The sequence below is a fragment of the Acinetobacter sp. NEB 394 genome, assembly GCF_013374795.1.
In the GTDB taxonomy this organism is placed as follows: domain Bacteria; phylum Pseudomonadota; class Gammaproteobacteria; order Pseudomonadales; family Moraxellaceae; genus Acinetobacter; species Acinetobacter johnsonii.
Window position 1 is genome coordinate 115702 of record NZ_CP055284.1, and the last position, 19803, is coordinate 135504.

Here is a 19803-nt window from a genome sequence, read left to right on the forward strand (position 1 = left end):
ATATATGGAGTATTTTATGGCACGTAGACCAAGAAGAAATCATTCAAACGACTTTAAAGCTAAGGTAGCACTTGCTGCGATCAAAGCAGAAAAAACACTTGCTGAATTGAGTTCTGAGTTTGATGTTCATCAAAACCAAATTATTGACTGGAAAAATCAATTGATCTCAGCTTCCTCGCAAGCTTTCGATCAATCAAAAGCTCCATCAGAACCCCCCATTGATCTTAAAAAGTTACATGCAAAAATCGGTGAGCAGGCATTAGAAATTGATTTTTTAGAAGGTGTGTTGAAGAAACTGGGCCGCTTCAACCACAAAAGTTAATCGATCACTCACTTCAGATTTCAGTATCTAAACAGGCTAAGTTACTGAAAGTCTCTCGTGGTTGTTATTATTATCGCCCAAAACCTGTTAGCTCATCAGATCTGAAACTGATGCGATGTATTGATGAATTACATATGCAATATCCTTTTGCAGGCAGTCGTATGATGCGTGATTTGTTGAATCGTCAAGGGCATCATATAGGACGACGTCATACACGTACTTTAATGAAGAAAATGGGTATTCAGGCGTTATATTGCAAACCAAATTTAAGCCAGGCTAATCAAGCTCACCGTAAATATCCATATCTGCTCAAAGGGTTGGCTATTCAGCGCAGTAATCAAGTGTGGTCTACGGATATAACGTATATCCCTATGGCAAAAGGCTTTGTTTATTTATGTGCTGTGATTGATTGGCATAGCCGCAAGGTACTTGCGCATAGGGTATCGATTAGTATGGAGGTGGATTTTTGTATTTCGGTTTTAAATGAAGCGATTGAAAAATATGGATCACCTGAAATATTGAATACAGACCAAGGCAGTCAGTTCACCAGTGATGCATTTATTGATGTATTGAAATCAAATGGCATTCAAATCAGTATGGATGGTAAAGGTCGATGGATTGATAATGTGATGGTTGAACGATTATGGCGGAGCGTTAAATATGAAGAGGTGTATCTCAAAGCTTATAGCAGTGTCACAGATGCGAAAAAGCAATTAAGTGCATATTTTGAGTTTTATAATTTGAAACGACCTCATTCGAGTCTAGACAAAATGACACCAAATGAGTTTTACTATGATCAGCTACCCCAACAAAACAAGGTGGCTTAACTAGAGCGGAATATCACTTATAAATACGCTTTTAGTTGTTCAAACAAGTGGGACCACCTCTATACCTAGCATAATCATGGTGATATTCCTTGAGTTTAAGCTATAATTTTTATCCCATTAACCATCATCTTACCTTGTGAATACAGCATCAAAGTGCTTAGTTACCGTTCAGAGTTGTATGAGGGATAAGGGCAAATTGTAGGTTTTATCTCAGGTTCAAATTTAAGATTTTAGCAGCACTCCAAACTCTACAATTTGCGTATAGTGGTAGCTAATCACTATATCAATCAAGATACAAGAAGCACTGCTTCGCAAGGGTCAGGATGATCAGCAGTAAAATTACGTTTCACTAAATCATCTGCCCGTTTTTGGTCATCTCGGCTACGGGTGGTTTGTTTGTTCTTACCTCGCCAAACACCTTGTATACCTAGCTTTTTCATTAATCGAGCAACAGTACAGCGTGCAATAATATAGCCTTCACGTTTCAGTTTTTGCCAGACTTTACGTACACCATACCGACCTGAACTTTCCTTCCAAATTCGTTTAATCTCCTCAGCATGATGCAAGTCATGTAAATCTCGCTTTGCTCGATGTTCCCTTGCGAAGCAATGCTTCTCATCGCAGAGATCTAGAGTCCGGTAATAGGTTGAAGCTGCGATCGGTAAAATCCTACAAATCGCATCAACACCATATAAGTCTTTATTGTTATGGATGAAATCCACCATTATTTGTGTGGGCGGTCGAGCTCCGCCTGGGCGAAAAAAGCAGCTGCTTTGCGTAGAATTTCATTGGCACGCTTTAATTCTTTGATTTCACGTTCCATTTGCTTCATTTTTTCTTGATCAGATATCTGTTGTACTTTAATAGGATTTTGCTGATCTAAATGCTTTTGATGCCAGGCACGAAGTGTTTCAGGAGCACAACCAATCTTAGGCGCAATTGCTGTGATTGCAGCCCAAGTAGAAGGATAATCTTTTTCAGATTCAATCAATAATTGAACCGCTCTTTCTCTGATTTCAGGGGTATATTTTAATTTTGTCATCGGAATAGTCTCTCAGAATATTGAGTCTCCGACAAACCCGGTACGGTTCAGTTTAGCAGATGTACAACTTGCGACACTAAACTGGGTATATTGGTTCAATAAAAAGCGTGTACACAGTGCACTGGGTTATGTATCGCCTTTTGAGTTTGAAGCAATGTACTATGATAAGATTAACCCGTTAGGTCAGGTGGCCTAACTTAAATAAAAAAGTCTCCGACAAACCCGGTACGGTTCAAAGTGACATATTCTCAAATACGGGTATCAGTTTATTTTGTTTAACGATAAAATTAACAACATAACCTTGATCTGTCTTCGTAAGTGTGTGGTTAGGAATGTAAGGATTAGTTTTCATGTTCTACCTTAATGGATGAATAATTTGTTCATAGGTCTAATAATTAGCTATCAAAATATGAAGTAAACTGATATCAATCTTATTTTACACCTTATAGTGAAAAGTGTAGCAAGTTGCTACACAGTCATATAACGTCTTTTCCAAATATTTCATTCAAACGTTTTCTATTTTCTTTTACAAAATTTGGATTATTTTTTAGTTTATATTTCATTTCTCGCTTAAATTCACTCATTGAACTGCCAGCTACAGCAAAATCCATTTGGAACATAATATCATTCACTATCACATTTGCTTGAGATTCAGTTAAGCACCCTTCTGTCTTAAACCACTTACTAAACTGTTTATAATTTGGGTCGTTTGCATAGATGTACCAAGACCTTACAGTCATATCGAACTTCGCACCTAATTCTTTAACAAGCGCATTATCATCAAAATTGACGTCTAAATAGATTTGAGTCTTATCATTAGTATTAGATGCAATGACTTCAGTGGCGTGCCTATTAAGAATTTTAAATCGAACTCCGACAATAGGTCGACCTTTCTTGATGGTATCGTATTGTAATTGAAGACTAGTCCTATCATTAATTTCTTCAATAATTTTGTCTAAAACGTATCGTCTAAAATCAACCCAACGATCATATTTTTTCTCCCCAATATCAATTAATGCTTTGATATTCTCCAGTGAAAGTTCAACCTCATAAGAATCTTGATTAGCATACTTAAATTCATTTTTGATAAAGTATGAATACAAACTCATACTGGTTACGGAGTCCAAAGCAAATAAATCTTTCAATTGATAAGTCGTAAAATTTCCATTTGCTAAACGAGTAAAATATGGCAGTACTTCACTGGTGAAACGTATCTGCAAAGCATTTTTAGCATCATCTTCCCAACGGAGTTCACGAATAATTGGAACTACTGAGTGTACTTTTTTAACTTTACGCTTATTATCATCCACGGGCTCTTCAATTACAAAATGAGCTACTCGTGATGATAATTCTTTATAAATACGATCAATAGCAACATTAATGGAATTCTTTTTGTCTAATCCTAATAATTCACCTAAATCATCTTTATGCAAATAAATATAAGTTTGCTCTGTAATTTCACGATCTTGATTATTCTTCTCACCATAATTTGCAACAGCCATTGCATAAAGTAGAGCTTTATACTCATTAGATGATAATTCAATGGGTCTAATCAGACGGTTACTTGTACTGACTACTCCATTATGTCGAATATTACCAATACAATAAGGTAGATGTTCTAATTCTTCTGGTTCGTTGTGATTACTCATAAGTGGAAAGATTAAAATATTTTCTATATGTTATACACAAAAGTGGAAGAAGATGCAAACCGCTCACTATTTTCACTTTCTTATATTAAGTTTACTCAGTTTATGACCATCAAACACCCTAAGAGTGGAAGAAGTGTCACTATAAAAGTGCAATTTAGATACTATTCAATCTTATGGTGGAATAAATATAGAATTAAACACTTATAAGTGACAATTCTTCCACCTTTGATAGTTCATCCTTGTCGATAAAGCAATTAACTTGAAAGTAGGACTAGCCTACAACATATCTAAAGTGGAATTACTCCATAAATATTCCACCACTCAAGTGACAAACCTTCCACCATTCAGATATTCTTGACTATCAAACATCATGTTATCAATTAAATTTTAAACAAATAGTTTATCCACAGAATCAAAAACATCTAATGACAAGTCTTCCACCTTTATTCTAAGATAAGCAAACTTATCAACACCATAAACAATTGAATTATAATATTTTAAACTAAAAAATCCACGTTAAAATAAATCATAATGACAAGTCTTCCACCATAGTGACAAGTCTTCCACTTATCAGTGACAGACCTTCCACTCATTAGTGACAAGCCTTCCACTTGTCAGTGACAGACCTTCCACTTATCAATGACAGACCTTCCACTTATTAGTGACATGTCTTCCACTTTAAAAATCATATCTATTTGTTTTTAAACAAATAAAATATGTCTAATTATAATTAACTAATTAACTAATTAATACTAATTAAAATTAGCTAGCTATATTTTTAAAAAAGTTAAATTTTTTTCCACTTCTTTTAAATTTAAAAATATGACAAAGGAACTGTAGCAAGTTGCTACAAATAACTTTATATTAAATGAAATCAAAGTAAATTCCTTAATACAAATATGTCAACTAAAATCATTGCTGTAGCTAATCATAAGGGTGGTTGCGGGAAAACAACTACCGTAGTACATCTTGCTTCAGAACTTGCTGAATTAGGAAATAAAGTCTTAGTCATTGATCTTGATCCACAAGCAAATGCAAGTTTACATATAGGATTAAGACACCCTAGCGAAGTTGAAACTACATCAGCTGAATTACTTATTGGTGATATAAGTCTATTATCGGAAGCATTAGAAGAAGAAACAAAATTTAAGAATGTTTCCTTAATATATGGCTCATTAACTCTTGGTAAAACTGAAGATCAATTGAAAGATGATATACCAAGACCATCCGAGGAACTTTCAAATAAATTGGAAATTCTAGAAGGGTTATATGACTACATTCTTATTGATTGCCCTCCGAGCTTAAAATTACTAACTAGCAATGCTTTAGCTGCTTCGACACATGTTATTGTCCCAATTGAATCTGGTTCACAATACGGTCTTTATGGTGTTACTGATTTAATTAATCATTTAAGTAAAATTAGAAGAGTTAACCCTAAATTAGAACTCTTAGGTGCTTTATTAATTAAACATGATGAGCGTCATAATGTATGTAAATTAATAAAAGATGAAGCTTTTAATCAAGTTGGAGAATTATTGCATACCACAATTCCAATGAGCACTAAGGTTAATCAAGCTGCAATTTTGCAACAACCTTTATTATCTGTTGATAAAAACTCAAAAGTTAGAAAAGCTTTTGAAAATTTAGCACAAGAAATTGTTCAACGTGTCGGATAATATAATTCTGGAAATACTATGGTAAGTAATAAAGAGCTATTGGCTAAACGTCTTCAGCAAAATACTCAAAAGCATCAAAATGCCCAAAAGGAGCATATAAAAGATGTCAAAGAGCTAAGACGTAATGTACAAATTACAGATATTCAAGCTAGTCCGAACCAGCCTCGAAAACTCTTTAATCAACAAGATATTGAAGATTTAGCAGCATCAATTGAGGAAATAGGGCTATTACAACCAATTGCGGTTCGTAGAATAAATGATAAATATGAGTTGATTGCTGGTGAAAGACGATTGAAAGCTCACCAATTTCTCAATAAGAACACCATTGAAGTAATCATTATTGATGCATCAGATGAAGAAGTTGCTTTATTAACATTAGCTGAAAATTTAAAGCGAGAAGACCTGACAGATTATGAAATATATGTTGGATTAACTTCTTTGGATGAAAAATTAAAAAAAAATAAGCAGAAGTTAGCAAAGTCATTAGGTATGAATCGTGAAGATATGTATAAATATTTATCTTTTGAAAAATTACCTGGAGAGTTAATTGAAGATTTGGAAAAACAGCCGTCATTATTAGCACGGACTGCTGCTACAGCAGTGAAAAAGTTTCTATCAGATCATGAAGAAAACCATGAATATGCTAAAGAAGCATTATTCGAAGCCTGGTCATATCTGCTTAAAAAAGAAGTTGAACAGACAAAATTGGCATCACTAGCTGAAAAAATCTTTAAGTCAAGAGAAACGAAAGATGTTATTCAAACTTCAATTGTACATAAAATTGAATATGATGGGAAAGTTGCTGGTAATATCAAATTTGACCATAATACATTGAAGGTATCTTTGAAAATCGGACAATTTGATGATCAAAATTTACAAGAATTAGAAACGTTCCTAAAACGAATGTTAGAAAAATATAATAAAAAATAGTGTAGCAATTTGCTACACTATTTTTTTGTAATTGGGAAAAATTATATAGGTTTTTAGCCCAGATTTTAATGGTGCAATATTCTCAGATAAATGGAAGGAAGCACTATGGGACAAGTTCTACACAGCAGCGCCACAACGACACAGGCAGTGCGTCGAGCAATACAAAATAGTCAAGAGAGCTTAAGAACGCTAGCCAAGCGTTACGGCATCAATCAAAAGACCGTCGCAAAATGGAAGAAACGTACTTCAGTAGATGATCTTACAACCGGCCCAAAGAATCCTCGCTCAAGCGTGTTATCGCCTGAAGATGAGGCGGCAATTGTTGCTTTTCGAAAACGCACTTTATTGCCGCTAGACGATTGCCTTTATGCATTGCAGCCGAGTATTCCTTATCTGACACGCTCGTCGTTACACCGCTGCTTGCAGCGGCATGGTATTTCACGAATGCCTGAGGTACAAGGTGATCGCCGTTGTCAAGAAGCGCTTCAAGAGCTACCCTATTGGTTACTTTCATATCGACATCGCTGAGATGCAAACAGCACAGGGTAAGCTTTATCTCTTCGTTGCCATTGATCGCACTTCCAAGTTCGCGTTCACTGAATTGCATACTAAAGCCAGTAAGATGGCAGCCGCGGAGTTCCTACGCAATCTGATTAAGGCTGTGCCCTATAGAATCCATACGGTGCTAACAGATAACGGCATCCAGTTCACGAACCGCACCTGTGATCGCTACGCCTCTGAGCACATCTTTGATCGGGTTTGTACTGAATGTGGCATTGAACATCGTCTTACCAAGGTTAAGCATCCATGGACCAATGGACAGGTCGAGCGGATGGAACCGAACGATTAAAGAAGCTACTGTCAAACGGTTCCATTACGACGATCACACTCAGCTATGCATTCACCTTGCTGATTTTATTGCTGCATATAACTTCGGCCGTAGACTCAAAACACTCAGGGGCCTGACTCCCTACGAATTCATCTGCAAACAATGGACAGATGAACCTGAACTTTTTAAGATTGATCCGATCCATCAAATGCCGGGACTAAACACTTTTCATCAAACTGAGTGATAGTAGTTTTGTCGTGGGTGGGGCCGATGCTAATTTACAGCAGCTGGCTCAGCAACTTGAATTGCGAGGAACACGTTTTGTTAAACGCTTGAATGTTACTATTGCATCACATACCGTATGTATGGATGCTGCGGTTCAGCCGTATCGGCAAGTTTTACAGCATCAAGACTTTGCTCGTTTATGCACGGCTATGATTAGCGGTTCGGGTGGACATAAGTTTTTTAAGACTACAGATGCAGTGAATGCGTTGATTCACCAAATGAATCATGCGATTGACTGGGATGCTTGTTTAACTGCAATACAAGAAAATCAGCCTGATGTTGTCTTAGAAATTGGGCCGGGCAACGCCTTAAGTAAAATGCTCTTGGAGCGTAGTCCAAATTGTATTGTACGTGCGGTGGATGATTTTAAAAGTTGGTCTGGGTTGCTGGTATGGTTAGAAAAACAGAACTTTGCATGAATTTGATAATGCATATCAAGGGTTCAAAAATTAGCGGTACTTGAATATTAGAGGGTAACATTCAAATACCGCATAAGTTTTCGATGTATGCACAACATTTATATGCTAACGATATGATGTCATGCTTTTTATGTATTTGGGTTCAACGCATAGACATAGGCCTGTTGTATTTGTCTATTCTCTAAAGTGACCTTAGTTAAAACACGCTGATATTCACTTCCTTCAAATTCATCCAAGCTGTTCCACAGCGTATCTAATTGCTCTGAACTAAATATATAACCATCAACAGTTTGCCCATCTGGGCACAGCATTAGCCCAGGAAAGCCAAGTTCTGCACCCCAACCAGCTTCCTTAAGCCATCCTTTCACAGAGCCTTTGCTCCATGTGCCAGCAATCGCTTCTAAAATATGAGCATTGGGTTTATTGGGGCCTAAGGTGCCGTAGACAAATAAGTGTTGTTGCATGAGGTAGAAATTCCTAAGGTGTTGGGGTTGATGAATGGAGTGGTTTTATTGAAAAAATAACGATGAGTGCAATTAGGATCAGAAAAATATTTAAGATAACGATGCCATTCCAGCCATGGCTTTGCCAAATATTTCCGCCATAGGCACCTATAATGCTTGAACCTAAATAATAAAAAAGCAAATATAAAGAAGTGGCATGACCTTTATTGGATATTGCAAGTTCTCCAACACGACTGCTGGCAATGGCATGGGCAATAAAAAAGCCGGTGGTCACACAGCCAATACCGAGAATAATCAAAAGCAACGAGGCAGAAAGTGTGAGTAGCACGCCTAAGAGCATGCACAAAAAGCCTAAGATCATCACCTGCTTTTTGCCTATTCGGTCTGCAATATTGCCTGCAATCGAAGAGGAAATAATACCTAAACTATAAGATAAAAAAATGAGGCTAATCTGGGTTTGGCTTAAATGATACGGTGCTGCAAAGAGTCTGAAGGTCACATAGTTAAACAGTGTGACAAATACACTGGTGAGTAAAAAGCCAATCCCATAGATTTTTAACAGCCGTGTATGACTTAAGTGTGCATACCATGCATGTAGATGGAACTTAAAAGAGAGACCTTGCTGGGCAATGAAATTTCGCGAATTAGGTAAAAGTTTCAAAAAACCAAATGCACAGAACAGACAAATGAAGCCGAGAATGGCCATGGAAATACGCCATGAGAAAAACTCGGTCAAAATGCCCATGCCAACACGTCCCATCATGCCGCCAAATGCTGTACCTGCAATATACAGCCCCATGGTTTTACTTAAATTTTTAGGACTAATTTCTTCTGCAATCCAAGCCATTGCAACAGCGGGAACTCCACCTAGAACAAAACCCTCTAAGCTTCTTGAAAGCATGAGAACATGCCAACTCGGTGAAACCGCGCATACCACATTGAGTATAGAAGCCAAAAGCATAGAGAAAAACATGAGGCCTTTTCTGCCCAATGTTTGTGAAAAGGCACTGGATAGCACGATCGACATAGCCAAAAAGCCTGTGGTTAAGGACAGTGCTAGAGCACTTGCACTGGGTGCAATATGGAAACTCTGACTTAAGTTCGGTAGTAAGGGTTGTACGCAATAGATCAGTGAAAAACTGGCAAAGCCCAACAAAAACAGCGCCATGCCCGCTCTTTTATACTCAACTGTACCTTGGCTGATGGTCTGCGGAATCGGCTGTTGAGGGGTAGACCAATCTTCTTCTAATGAAGAGCTCAGTTTCATGACTTGGCGGATTTAAAATGGAGAGAAGCTGTATTTTAAGAACTACATGCATATATGTATAATATATATAACTCAATAATGGTATAGCTTTAATATATGGAGCTGCGCAATATTCAATATTTTATTGCTATCGCGGAAGAGCAAAGTTTCTCTAAAGCGGCCTTACGTCTCGGCATAAGTCAGCCGCCGTTGAGTATGCAAATTAAAAAATTGGAAAGGGAAATTGGCGTTGAACTTTTTTATCGATACTCTCATGGTGTAGCTCTGACACCAGCAGGGGAAACTTTTCTTAAAATGGTTTTGCTTGTTCAGAACCAACTAAAAAATGCGGTGAAATTGACCCAAAGTACGGCAAATGGCGAATTGGGAGAACTACGCCTCGGCTTTACAGGCACCTCAATTCTAAACTCTTTGATTCCAACTGCCATTCAAGCATTTCAACAGCAATACCCTCAGGTGAATTTGGCATTAAAAGAAGCCAATTCTTTAATTTTAATTGAAAGTTTATTGAATAATGAATTAGACATTGCAATTGTACGACCACCTGCACAGTATCCTAAAGCCATTACGATTCGTAATTTGATCGATGAAAAATTGATTGCTGCCTTACCGATTCAATATCCCACAGAAGATGAGGTAGTAGATTTGGCAGAATTTAAGCATGAAAGCTTTATTGTCTCACCACCAGAGGTGAGTGCAGGGCTGTATGCCGCGATTTTAAATAGCTGCCAACAGCATGGCTTCACGCCTAAAATTGGACAGCAAGCCCCTCAGATTGTTTCAATTTTATCGTTGGTTGCGGCGAATTTGGGCATTTCTTTGGTGCCTGAGTCTACCCAACAGCTCAAAATTGAAGGGATTAAATATAAATACCTGAAGAATAAGACCGCGACAATTGGACTCGGTATTGCGTTTAAGGCGGATTTGCATAGCCAACCTGCAATCAACTTTTCCAGTTTATTGAATAGTATTGTGAGGCAGCATCATCATTTAAAAGGTTCACTGTAATTCACTCTATGTCATTTTAAATATGAAGTGTCAGCACGTCACTCACTGAGTCAAATAGCCATTTAAATAAGATCAGAAAGTCAGTTCTCGATTCAGCACCAAAGCATGTCTAGACGGCTAAATTTAAGTAATCTAGAGGAAAATATGCATAAAAAATGCCTATGTTGCAAGTTTACGATTCTTTTTAAAGCTGCGTAATCCTTCAAGCATGAGGGTAAAAACTGCGAGCCAAATGGCGATATAGGTTGGCCATTCTGCTGAAGTAATGCTTTCCCCTAAGGCGATTGAAACGGCCACTAACAGTATTGGTTCAACATAAACCAACAGTCCAAACAGGCTTAAGTTTAAATGCAGGGCAGACAAGGACTGAAATGCTAAAGCCGACGCACTAATAACACTAAATATAAAAAAAGTGGAAGAATAATTTACTAAGTTATTGTTTTTATGTTTATGCTTGTTTTATATGTGTATGAGAATAACTTCTGATTACTAGTTTTTACCTGAAATATACCGATTGAAAGATTCTGATATGTGCTGAAAAAACAGGAGGTTTTAAATTGGTAAACTATACATACTCATCATGATTTTAAGCAGCCATTGAAGAAGAAGTTGATCAAGGTATTGGAGAATCCTCGCATTCCCAAAAACAAGCTGTCAGGACATCCTAATCGCTACAAGATCAAAATTCGCAGCATTAGTTATCGTTTGGTTTATGAAGTCATTGATGATGAAGTAGTTGTCCTCGTGATTGCTGTAGGCAGACGTGAAAACAATGCTGTCTATGATGATGCCAACTCTCGTCATTCATAAATGATGTAATGCCCATAAGCTGATAGTGTCTATGAAAACACTCAAAGTAGGTAAGTTTCAGTAACATACTCATCTTATTCGGTAACGACAGTCAGTTTCCTGTCCGAGCTGAACCTAGTAAGAGTAAAGGTGGCGGTAATCCTATTATATCTGAGCAATACAAAGCCAATCCCTCGAAATTTAAGTATTACGATAATTTCGGTATCTCAAAGATATACGACAAGTAATGTCGACGTGCTACTTACTTACTCATGTGCTTGTTGGTAGTATTGCCTTAATGAAAATACCTGCATAATCATAGGATTCAATATGGCTCGTACTCCAAAGCAAACCAAACAAGAACCCTTAGAGGTTGTGTTATGGAAGACAGCAGACAAACTTCGTAAAAATATTGATGCTGCAGAGTACAAGCATGTAGTCCTTGGTTTGATCTTCCTCAAATACATCAGCGACACTTTTGAAGCGCACTACAATTTACTGGTTTCAGGTGAAGGTGAGTTTGATGGAGCAGATCCTGAAGATCGTGATGAATACACTGCATACAACGTGTTCTTCGTCCCTGAGAATGCACGTTGGTCTTACCTGTTAAACCAAGCCAAACAGCCTAACATCGGTAAGCTCGTCGATGATGCAATGGAAGCCATCGAGAATGACAACCCTCAATTGAAAGGTGTACTTCCTAAAGTCTATGCACGTCAGAATCTCGATCCTACGAGTTTAGGTGAGCTGATTGACCTTATTGGTAACATTGCACTAGGCGATGCGAAATCGCGCTCTGCTGACGTTCTAGGGCACGTATTTGAATACTTCCTGGGTGAGTTCGCTTTAGCTGAAGGCAAGCAAGGTGGGCAGTTCTACACGCCTAAATCTATTGTGAGCCTATTGGTCAATATGCTTGAGCCATACAAAGGACGTGTATTCGATCCTTGCTGTGGTTCGGGCGGTATGTTCGTACAGTCTGAGAAGTTCGTAGAGTCGCATCAGGGGTTGGTTGATGACATTTCCATCTATGGTCAAGAGAGTAACCAGACTACTTGGCGACTCGCTAAAATGAACTTAGCCATTCGTGGCATTAACTCAGAGCATGTGAAATGGAACTCTGAGGGTTCATTCCTGAATGATGCACACAAAGACCTGAAAGCGGATTACATCATTGCCAACCCACCATTCAACGTCTCTGATTGGAGTGGTGAACAGCTTGTTGGTGATGCTCGTTGGTCATTGGGAACACCACCAGCAGGCAATGCAAACTTTGCCTGGATGCAGCACTTCCTGTATCACATGTCACCTAAAGGTCAAGCAGGTGTCGTCCTTGCAAAAGGTGCGCTTACCTCTAAAACCAGTGGTGAAGGTGAGATTCGTAAAGCCTTGGTTTCAGAAGCCAATGTCATCGACTGTATTGTGAACCTGCCTGCCAAGCTATTCCTGAACACACAGATTCCTGCTGCTTTATGGTTTATGCGTCGTGACCGTGTTGGTTCAACTAAGTACAAAGATCGCAGCAATCAAATTCTGTTCATTGATGCTCGTAACCTGGGCCACCTGATTAACCGCAGAACCAAAGTACTGTCTGACGAAGACATCAAGCTGATCACGGACACTTACCACAATTGGAGAAACCAAGACGGTGAGTATGAAGATGTAGCAGGCTTCTGTGCATCTGTACCGCTTGAGAAGGTAGCTGAGCTTGATTATGTACTGACACCAGGTCGTTATGTGGGCTTGGCAGATGATGAAGATGAGTTCGACTTTAAGGAACGCTTTACAAGCCTGAAGACTGAATTTGAAGCACAGCTTGCAGAGGAAGCGAAGCTGAACCAAGCCATTGCTGAGAACTTGGCGAAGGTGACTGTATGAGTGATAGTGTACCTTTTGGCAGTTTGCTAGCCAAGATTATCGATAACCGAGGAAAAACCTGCCCAACCAGTGAAGATGGTATACCACTGATTGCTACAAACTGTATTAAGAATGAGCACCTGTATCCGGTCTATGAGAAAGTTAGATATGTTAGTCAAGAGATTTATGACACTTGGTTTAGAGGACATCCTGAACCCGGTGATTTAATCTTCGTGCTTAAAGGCACTCCTGGTAGAGTAAATTGGGTTAACGATCCTGTAGATTTCTGTATAGCACAGGACATGGTTGCTTTAAGAGTTGATGAGAGCAAAGTCGACCCTAAATACCTGTTTGCTGTTCTTAGGTCATCACAGATACAACAAGAAATTGAGGGACTACATGTTGGTTCCTTAATTCCTCACTTTAAGAAATCAGATTTTGATGATCTTCAAATTCCATTAGTTGAACAAAAACTTCAAAAGTATATTGGTGATACGTATTTCAACTTGTCGTTAAAGATTGACTTATTGCATCGTCAGAACAAGACTTTGGAAGCCATGGCTGAAACGCTTTTTCGTCAATGGTTTATTGAGGAAGCGAAAGAGGATTGGGAAGAAGTACCTTTATCTGAGGTTGCTGTAATTCAAAATGGATATGCTTTCAGTAGTAAAGATTATGTTGAAAAAACAGTAAATGAATATGAAGTCCTTAAAATGGGTCATATAGATAAGAATGCTACATTGAAGTTAAATCCCAAAAGAGACTATGTACCAAGGAAACCAGAGCTCAAAAGATTTGTCTTGAACTACAATGACATTGTTATGCCTATGACAGACATGAAAGATAATGTAGTGATTTTAGGTGTTCCGGCTCTAGTTGATGCAAATGACAAATATGTCCTTAATCAAAGGGTTGCTAGAATTTATTTAAAGGAAGATTCCAAGCTATCTAGTATTTATTACCTATTTTTACAGCTAAAAGATCCTGACTTTATAGCTAGATTGCAGAGCACAGCTAATAGTGGTGTCCAAGTGAATTTATCTACACAAGCTATTAAGGACTGTCCAATAGTAATACCATCTTTGGAAAAACAAGCTGAGCATAGAAATACAATCACAGGTTTTTATGAGCAAATCTCTAATAACCGTAAGCAAATCCAAACACTAGAAAACCTACGAGACACGCTTCTACCAAAGCTCATGAGTGGTGAAGTGAGAGTCCAATACCAAACAGAAGAAGTTGCATAACATTGAGGTGAAGTCATTTATTGGCTTCACCTTTTTTACATCCAAGGGGTAAACCATGAACAAGAAGCTGATAGGGGCTTTAATAGCAATCGTAGTCGTGATCTGTGGCTACCTGTATGCAACACCATACCTTGCACTCAACAACATCAAGAAAGCAGCACAAGCAGGCGATAGCGACACAGTGTCGAAGTATATCGACTATCCAAGCGTGCGTCAGAGCTTTAAAGATCAAATGAATGCCAAGATGGCTAAAGAGCTGATGAATCAAGACAATGATGGATTTGCAGCATTAGGTGCAATGCTGGCTTCAACCATGGTCGATAAGATGATTGATGGTTTTGTCACACCTGAAGGGATGACCCTAATGCTACAAGGCAAAGACCTAAAACAATCAGCACAGCAGTCAATGGGTGGGCAAGATTCATCAAACCAAGAAAATGAAGAACCTAAGCCAGAGTATGAAGCAGGCTACACGTCCCTAAATGATTTTGAGGTGGTCATTAAAGATCAGGATCAATCCAAAGAAGTCAAAGTGCTCATGGCTCGTGATGGCTTAAGTTGGAAGATTCACAAGATCGCTGTGCCGATGGATTAAGTAGAAGAGAATAAGAGGGAAACAGAATGATAAAGCGCATGACTCAAATGGGATTTGGCTTGATTGCTGTAGTTGGCTTTGCTGCCACTGTCCAAGCAGCACCAGCTAAATTCAATCATAGCGGTATACAAAAAGGTAAAGTCATAGAAACTTGTTATCACTCTCCTTGTTCAGTCGCCAAGTTTGTCTCTTACAAACAACTGAACAAGACAGCGACAGAATCCAAGATCCAAGTGACCTTGCTAGGTGGGAGCCGTGAGTGGGAAGCCAAGAAAATTGACTGGAACAAGTCGCCACATAAAGTCACTGTGAATTGTTCATACAAACGACCAACAGTTCAGATCGGTTCACAAAAGACTCTGATTCCACTCAATGATGGTTTAGGTGTACCAGGTGTTCTAATGGTTGATGCTGAACTCTACCTCTATGCTTGCCATAAGTTTGAGGGAGCTATTGAGGATGCTGTGCGGAAATATGGTTATAACGTGCAGGACGATGAATAAGGTTTCTCAGCTTTACATCAGATAACAATTAATGAGTCCAGGTTATATGGACAAGTTTAGGGGGAAGTAATCAAGTGACTAAGATGACCGAATCAGATATTGAGCTGATGGCGATAGAGCAACTGGAGGGAATGGGCTATACCTATGTGTATGGTCCTGAGATTGAATCCAAGGGAAGCAATCCTCTGCGAAGCTATAAGCAGGTCATCTTAGAAGCCAAAGTGCTTGAAGCATTACAACGTCTAAATCCTCATTTGAGCGAAGACAAATGCCTTGAAGCACTGAAGCAAGTCACCAATCTGCACTCCCCTGATATGCTCAGTAACAACCAAGCATTTCATCGCTTGTTGACCGAAGGGGTAAACATTGAAGTCAGTAAAGATGGCAACACTCAAGGTGAATATGCTTGGCTGATCGACTTCGACAACCCAACCAATAACGAGTTTCTAGTCATCAACCAAGTCACCATCAAAGAAGATCGTTGGACAAGACGACCAGACCTGATCCTGTATGTGAATGGCTTACCATTGGTAGTCATTGAACTCAAGAACGCTACTGATGAAAATGCTACTGTAGATGGCGCATATAAGCAGATCCAGACTTATCAAAGCCAAATCCCTAGTCTGTTCACCTACAATGCCTTTAACGTCATCTCTGATGGTTTAGAGGCGAAAGCAGGGACTGTCTCAGCAGACCTGAGTCGTTACATGGCGTGGAAGACTTCTAATGGTCAAACCAAAGCAAAGAATACGCAGGCACAGCTAGAAGTCTTAATTCATGGTTTGCTCAATCCAGTCACCTTACTGGACATGATTAGGCACTTCATTGTGTTTGAATCCAACAAACAAGAAGATGCCAATGGCTTGATCACCATTAAAACCATCAAAAAGATGGCTGCATATCATCAGTACTATGCAGTGAATGCAGCAGTCCTCTCTACTATTCGTGCATCTGCAGTGAACTCGGACTCGAAATCTGCAGAAGTCGCAATGCAGCATCAAGGTAGAAGCAAGCTCGAACTTGTGCAACAACAAGCAGTAGGTGACAAGAAGGCAGGTGTTGTTTGGCATACACAAGGCTCAGGCAAGTCTCTGTCCATGGTTTTCTATACAGGTAAGATTGTCTTGGCTTTGGATAATCCAACTGTTGTTGTGATTACAGACCGTAATGACTTAGATGACCAACTGTTTGGAACCTTTGCAGCATCAAGCCAGTTATTGCGTCAGACACCGAAGCAGGCAGAGAATCGAGAAGAACTCAAAGAGCTGCTTAAGGTGGGTTCAGGTGGGGTGATCTTCACCACTATCCAGAAGTTCCAACCTGATGATGGTGGCAGTGTCTATGAGCAGCTCTCAGACCGAACCAACATTGTGGTGATTGCAGATGAGGCACATCGTTCACAGTATGGTTTCAATGCAAAGGAAGTGGATGTTAAAGATGATGATGGCAAGGTCGTAGGTAAGCGTACTGTCTATGGTTTTGCCAAGTACATGCGTGATGCTTTGCCGAATGCCACTTACCTTGGCTTCACCGGTACACCCATTGAGAAGACAGATGTCAACACACCTGCAGTGTTTGGTAACTATGTCGACATCTATGACATCTCTCAGGCTGTTGAGGATGGTGCTACCGTTCGCATCTTCTATGAAAGCCGACTCGCCAAGATTGCCATTAGTAAGGAAGGCAAAGAGCTCATCGAAGACTTTGATGACCAGTTCACTGAGGAAGACTTAAACCAGACACAAAAAGAGCGAGCGAAGTGGGCAAGGGTCGAAGGACTGATTGGTAGTAAAGAGCGTATTAAAGCGATTGCCAAAGACATCGTAGAACACTTTGAACAACGTCTTATTGCCAATGCAAACCAAGGTAAAGGCATGATTGTCAGCATGTCTCGTAGGATTGCTGTAGATCTCTACAATGAGATTGTAGCGATCAAACCAGAATGGCATAGTGATGACTTGCACGATGGTGTAATTAAGGTCGTGATGACCTCATCTGCTTCTGATGGTGAGGAGATTGCCAAGCACCATACGACCAAGCAACAGCGCCAAATCCTCGCTAATCGTATGAAGGACAATGATGACAAGTTAAAGCTCGTCATTGTTCGGGATATGTGGCTGACTGGTTTCGATGCACCAAGTATGCACACGCTCTATATCGACAAACCAATGAAAGGTCATAACCTCATGCAAGCCATTGCACGAGTTAACCGAGTCTATAAAGACAAAATTGGTGGTTTGGTTGTTGATTACCTCGGTATTGCATCAGATCTGAAAGAGGCTCTGTCCTTCTACTCTGAGGCAGGTGGTAAGGGTGATCCTGCACTGGTTCAGGACGAAGCTGCGACTATCCTGCAAGAGAAGCTTGAAGTGCTTGATGGCATTATGCATGGCTTTAATTATCAGGAGTACTTCAAAGCCGATACCTCTCGTAAGCTGAACATCATTCTGGAAGCAGAGGAACACATCCTCGGTGTGGACCAGGGTGAAGGTAAGACACGATTCCTCAATGCAGTATCAGCGATGTCACAGGCATTTGCATTAGCTGTACCTCATCCAAGTGCGATGGAAGCAGCGCCAGTGGTTGCATTCTTCCAGGCTGTAAAAGCACGACTGGCCAAGTTCAGTGATGGTTCAGGAAAAGTCTCAGGCCTCAGCAATGCTGAATTGGAAGCCAAGGTCAAACAGACCATTGACCAGGCGCTTGTGACTGAACAGGTAGTCGACATCTTTGATGCAGCAGGAATCCAGAAACCAGACATCTCTATTCTCTCTGATGAGTTCATGCAGGAGATGAAAGGCTATAAGCACAAGAACATTGCACTAGAGACCCTCAAGAAGCTCTTAGGCGATGAGATCAAGATGCGAGAGCAGCGTAGTGTCACCCAAGGTAAAAAGCTCATGGATATGCTGAGCTCTGCGATCAAGGGTTATCAGAACAAGGTACTGACTGCAGCCGAAGTGATTGATGAACTCATCAAGTTAGCTAAGGCAATCCAAGAATCAGACAAGCTCGCTGAAGAACTGAATCTGACCGAATACGAATATGCTTTCTATTCAGCAGTTGCAGACAATGACAGTGCTAGAGAGTTGATGCAGAAAGAGATCCTACGCGAACTTGCAGTTGTTCTGACTGAGTCTATTCGTAAGAATGTAACTTTGGATTGGACTATCAAAGAGGCTGCTAGAGCGAAGCTGAGAGTCATTGTGAAGCGCTTACTCAAGAAGTATGGCTACCCACCTGATATGGCTTTACTGGCGACAGAGACTGTACTTGAACAGGCAGAGCAATTGGCTGAAGAATTAGCAACGGCAGCTTAATTCATATCACTAAACAATAACTAAAATGTGTGCTTCATAGAGATCGTTTCAATTTAGCGATCTCTAAATCCATCTTGTAGTTCAATCAGAAGTATTTTCTCAAGATCAGCGTAGCTCTCGCCTACTGCAGCTTTCTTGCTAGCAATAACAGAAAACTAAAAAAAATTGGAAGAATATTTGAAATTTAGATCAACTTTAATAAGAAAAACCTATGTAGTTGTTGATAATTGTAATTTTGAGAAAATTTAGTTGATAGATTAAATGTCTTTTCATATAAAAAGATATGTTCATTTTTTATATCGATAAAAATGTTAAAATTTGACTATTTAGTAAAAAATATTGAGATTTTTATAGGGCAATTTATCATGCCCTTTTGCTTTGACCGACCAGATGTTCTGCTTGAGATAGTAAAAATTAACTCAGAACTACTAAAAATCAAAAAGATTAAACAGAGTCAGAAAGTAGTAGTACAGGCAAAGTTCAAAGTAATCTACGTCAAAATTTGGCAAAAAATCTTGCTATTGATGCAAAGGGAGCCAGGATTACGTGTGCATTCTAATTATGTTGCAATCTTACAGCTGATACATAATCTTGATGATTTTATCGAAAAATCACAGCAACACTTGTGCTTTGAGAGAAAAGCTCAGAAAGAGCTAGATGCTAAATTTTTTGCTAGATTTTTTAAGCTGACAAAAAGTTCAATCAAAGATCAACTTTTACCAAATTGTTCAGATCGTAATGAATTTAGACAATGCAATGTGATAAAAAATTAAG

At 39.2% G+C, this 19803-nt stretch carries 15 protein-coding genes, 4 pseudogenes and 1 other annotated feature; of the genes and pseudogenes, 14 read left to right on the forward strand and 5 right to left on the reverse strand.

Annotated elements, in window-relative coordinates; all coding sequences use genetic code 11:
* Positions 1 to 4 precede the first annotated feature (4 nt).
* Positions 5 to 1149, forward strand: a protein-coding gene (locus tag HUK62_RS17865) for an IS3 family transposase (RefSeq protein WP_176538566.1) whose coding sequence is annotated in 2 segments (ribosomal slippage) — positions 5 to 269 and positions 269 to 1149 — 1146 coding nt in all. Because the reading frame shifts where the segments join, the coding sequence is not laid out codon by codon here.
* A 317-nt stretch (positions 1150 to 1466) separates the two neighbouring features.
* Here HUK62_RS17865 and HUK62_RS17870 read toward each other — a convergent pair.
* Positions 1467 to 2191: pseudogene (locus tag HUK62_RS17870) on the reverse strand (IS3 family transposase); the annotation flags it as partial.
* Positions 1800 to 1916 (reverse strand) — a sequence feature (AL1L pseudoknot). (Overlaps the previous pseudogene by 117 nt.)
* 52 nt (positions 2192 to 2243) lie before the next feature.
* On the opposite strand from HUK62_RS17870, the pseudogene HUK62_RS17875 reads away from it, so the two are divergent.
* Positions 2244 to 2387, forward strand: a pseudogene (locus HUK62_RS17875) (IS3 family transposase); the annotation flags it as partial.
* A gap of 280 nt (positions 2388 to 2667) precedes the next feature.
* Here HUK62_RS17875 and HUK62_RS17880 read toward each other — a convergent pair.
* Entirely contained in the window at positions 2668 to 3840 is a 1173-nt protein-coding gene (locus tag HUK62_RS17880) for a replication initiation protein (RefSeq protein ID WP_004763141.1), read from the reverse strand.
* Positions 3841 to 4739: 899 nt separating this feature from the next.
* Here HUK62_RS17880 and HUK62_RS17885 point away from each other — a divergent pair.
* The 4 genes and pseudogenes from HUK62_RS17885 (at position 4740) to HUK62_RS17900 (ending at position 7979) form a co-directional block, all read left to right on the forward strand.
* Entirely contained in the window at positions 4740 to 5516 is a 777-nt protein-coding gene (locus tag HUK62_RS17885; RefSeq protein WP_004763140.1) for a ParA family protein, read from the forward strand.
* An 18-nt stretch (positions 5517 to 5534) separates the two neighbouring features.
* Complete coding sequence (locus HUK62_RS17890; protein ID WP_004763138.1) at positions 5535 to 6446, forward strand: ParB/RepB/Spo0J family partition protein; 912 nt, start codon at positions 5535 to 5537, stop codon at positions 6444 to 6446.
* A 105-nt stretch (positions 6447 to 6551) separates the two neighbouring features.
* Positions 6552 to 7519, forward strand: a pseudogene (locus HUK62_RS17895) (IS481 family transposase).
* 13 nt (positions 7520 to 7532) lie between these two features.
* A complete protein-coding gene (locus HUK62_RS17900) occupies positions 7533 to 7979 on the forward strand; it encodes a hypothetical protein (RefSeq protein WP_228723774.1) in 447 nt (148 codons plus the stop codon).
* Positions 7980 to 8107: 128 nt separating this feature from the next.
* Here the strand turns inward: HUK62_RS17900 and HUK62_RS17905 are convergent, their stop codons facing one another.
* Together HUK62_RS17905 and HUK62_RS17910 are read right to left on the reverse strand one after the other, a co-directional pair.
* Positions 8108 to 8443 carry a gamma-glutamylcyclotransferase family protein gene (locus HUK62_RS17905; protein ID WP_176538576.1) on the reverse strand — a complete coding sequence of 112 codons (336 nt, stop codon included), beginning with the start codon at positions 8441 to 8443 and terminating at the stop codon, positions 8108 to 8110.
* Between the two features lie 13 nt (positions 8444 to 8456).
* Positions 8457 to 9710, reverse strand: coding sequence for an MFS transporter (locus HUK62_RS17910; protein WP_176538577.1), 1254 nt, complete (start codon positions 9708 to 9710; stop codon positions 8457 to 8459).
* Between the two features lie 96 nt (positions 9711 to 9806).
* Here HUK62_RS17910 and HUK62_RS17915 point away from each other — a divergent pair, with 96 nt between their 5' ends.
* Positions 9807 to 10718 carry a LysR family transcriptional regulator gene (locus HUK62_RS17915; RefSeq protein ID WP_176538578.1) on the forward strand — a complete coding sequence of 304 codons (912 nt, stop codon included), beginning with the start codon at positions 9807 to 9809 and terminating at the stop codon, positions 10716 to 10718.
* A 159-nt stretch (positions 10719 to 10877) separates the two neighbouring features.
* Here the strand turns inward: HUK62_RS17915 and HUK62_RS17920 are convergent.
* Positions 10878 to 11114: pseudogene (locus HUK62_RS17920) on the reverse strand (EamA family transporter RarD); the annotation flags it as partial.
* 171 nt (positions 11115 to 11285) lie between these two features.
* Here HUK62_RS17920 and HUK62_RS17925 point away from each other — a divergent pair.
* The 7 genes from HUK62_RS17925 to HUK62_RS17955 all read left to right on the forward strand — a co-directional run bounded on the left by HUK62_RS17925 (position 11286) and on the right by HUK62_RS17955 (position 19802).
* A complete protein-coding gene (locus HUK62_RS17925; protein WP_096902449.1) occupies positions 11286 to 11528 on the forward strand; it encodes a type II toxin-antitoxin system RelE/ParE family toxin in 243 nt (80 codons plus the stop codon).
* A 309-nt stretch (positions 11529 to 11837) separates the two neighbouring features.
* Positions 11838 to 13385 carry a class I SAM-dependent DNA methyltransferase gene (locus tag HUK62_RS17930; protein WP_176538579.1) on the forward strand — a complete coding sequence of 516 codons (1548 nt, stop codon included), beginning with the start codon at positions 11838 to 11840 and terminating at the stop codon, positions 13383 to 13385.
* A complete protein-coding gene (locus HUK62_RS17935) occupies positions 13382 to 14611 on the forward strand; it encodes a restriction endonuclease subunit S (protein ID WP_176538580.1) in 1230 nt (409 codons plus the stop codon). Before HUK62_RS17930 ends, HUK62_RS17935 begins: the two co-directional genes overlap by 4 nt.
* A gap of 55 nt (positions 14612 to 14666) precedes the next feature.
* A complete protein-coding gene (locus tag HUK62_RS17940; RefSeq protein ID WP_176538581.1) occupies positions 14667 to 15206 on the forward strand; it encodes a DUF2939 domain-containing protein in 540 nt (179 codons plus the stop codon).
* A 38-nt stretch (positions 15207 to 15244) separates the two neighbouring features.
* Positions 15245 to 15709 carry a hypothetical protein gene (locus HUK62_RS17945; RefSeq protein WP_228723775.1) on the forward strand — a complete coding sequence of 155 codons (465 nt, stop codon included), beginning with the start codon at positions 15245 to 15247 and terminating at the stop codon, positions 15707 to 15709.
* 74 nt (positions 15710 to 15783) lie between these two features.
* A complete protein-coding gene (locus HUK62_RS17950) occupies positions 15784 to 19029 on the forward strand; it encodes a type I restriction endonuclease subunit R (RefSeq protein WP_176538583.1) in 3246 nt (1081 codons plus the stop codon).
* A 308-nt stretch (positions 19030 to 19337) separates the two neighbouring features.
* Positions 19338 to 19802 carry a hypothetical protein gene (locus HUK62_RS17955; RefSeq protein WP_153567730.1) on the forward strand — a complete coding sequence of 155 codons (465 nt, stop codon included), beginning with the start codon at positions 19338 to 19340 and terminating at the stop codon, positions 19800 to 19802.
* Position 19803: the final 1 nt, after the last annotated feature.

What these genes read in the sequence shown, in the direction of transcription:
- HUK62_RS17880 (WP_004763141.1), bottom strand. Translation starts at nt 3,840, where the DNA reads ATGAGTAATCACAACGAACCAGAAGAATTAGAACATCTACCTTATTGT.
- HUK62_RS17885 (WP_004763140.1), top strand. Translation starts at nt 4,740, where the DNA reads ATGTCAACTAAAATCATTGCTGTAGCTAATCATAAGGGTGGTTGCGGG.
- HUK62_RS17890 (WP_004763138.1), top strand. Translation starts at nt 5,535, where the DNA reads ATGGTAAGTAATAAAGAGCTATTGGCTAAACGTCTTCAGCAAAATACT.
- HUK62_RS17905 (WP_176538576.1), bottom strand. Translation starts at nt 8,443, where the DNA reads ATGCAACAACACTTATTTGTCTACGGCACCTTAGGCCCCAATAAACCC.
- HUK62_RS17910 (WP_176538577.1), bottom strand. Translation starts at nt 9,710, where the DNA reads ATGAAACTGAGCTCTTCATTAGAAGAAGATTGGTCTACCCCTCAACAG.
- HUK62_RS17915 (WP_176538578.1), top strand. Translation starts at nt 9,807, where the DNA reads ATGGAGCTGCGCAATATTCAATATTTTATTGCTATCGCGGAAGAGCAA.
- HUK62_RS17930 (WP_176538579.1), top strand. Translation starts at nt 11,838, where the DNA reads ATGGCTCGTACTCCAAAGCAAACCAAACAAGAACCCTTAGAGGTTGTG.
- HUK62_RS17935 (WP_176538580.1), top strand. Translation starts at nt 13,382, where the DNA reads ATGAGTGATAGTGTACCTTTTGGCAGTTTGCTAGCCAAGATTATCGAT.
- HUK62_RS17940 (WP_176538581.1), top strand. Translation starts at nt 14,667, where the DNA reads ATGAACAAGAAGCTGATAGGGGCTTTAATAGCAATCGTAGTCGTGATC.
- HUK62_RS17945 (WP_228723775.1), top strand. Translation starts at nt 15,245, where the DNA reads ATGACTCAAATGGGATTTGGCTTGATTGCTGTAGTTGGCTTTGCTGCC.
- HUK62_RS17955 (WP_153567730.1), top strand. Translation starts at nt 19,338, where the DNA reads ATGTTAAAATTTGACTATTTAGTAAAAAATATTGAGATTTTTATAGGG.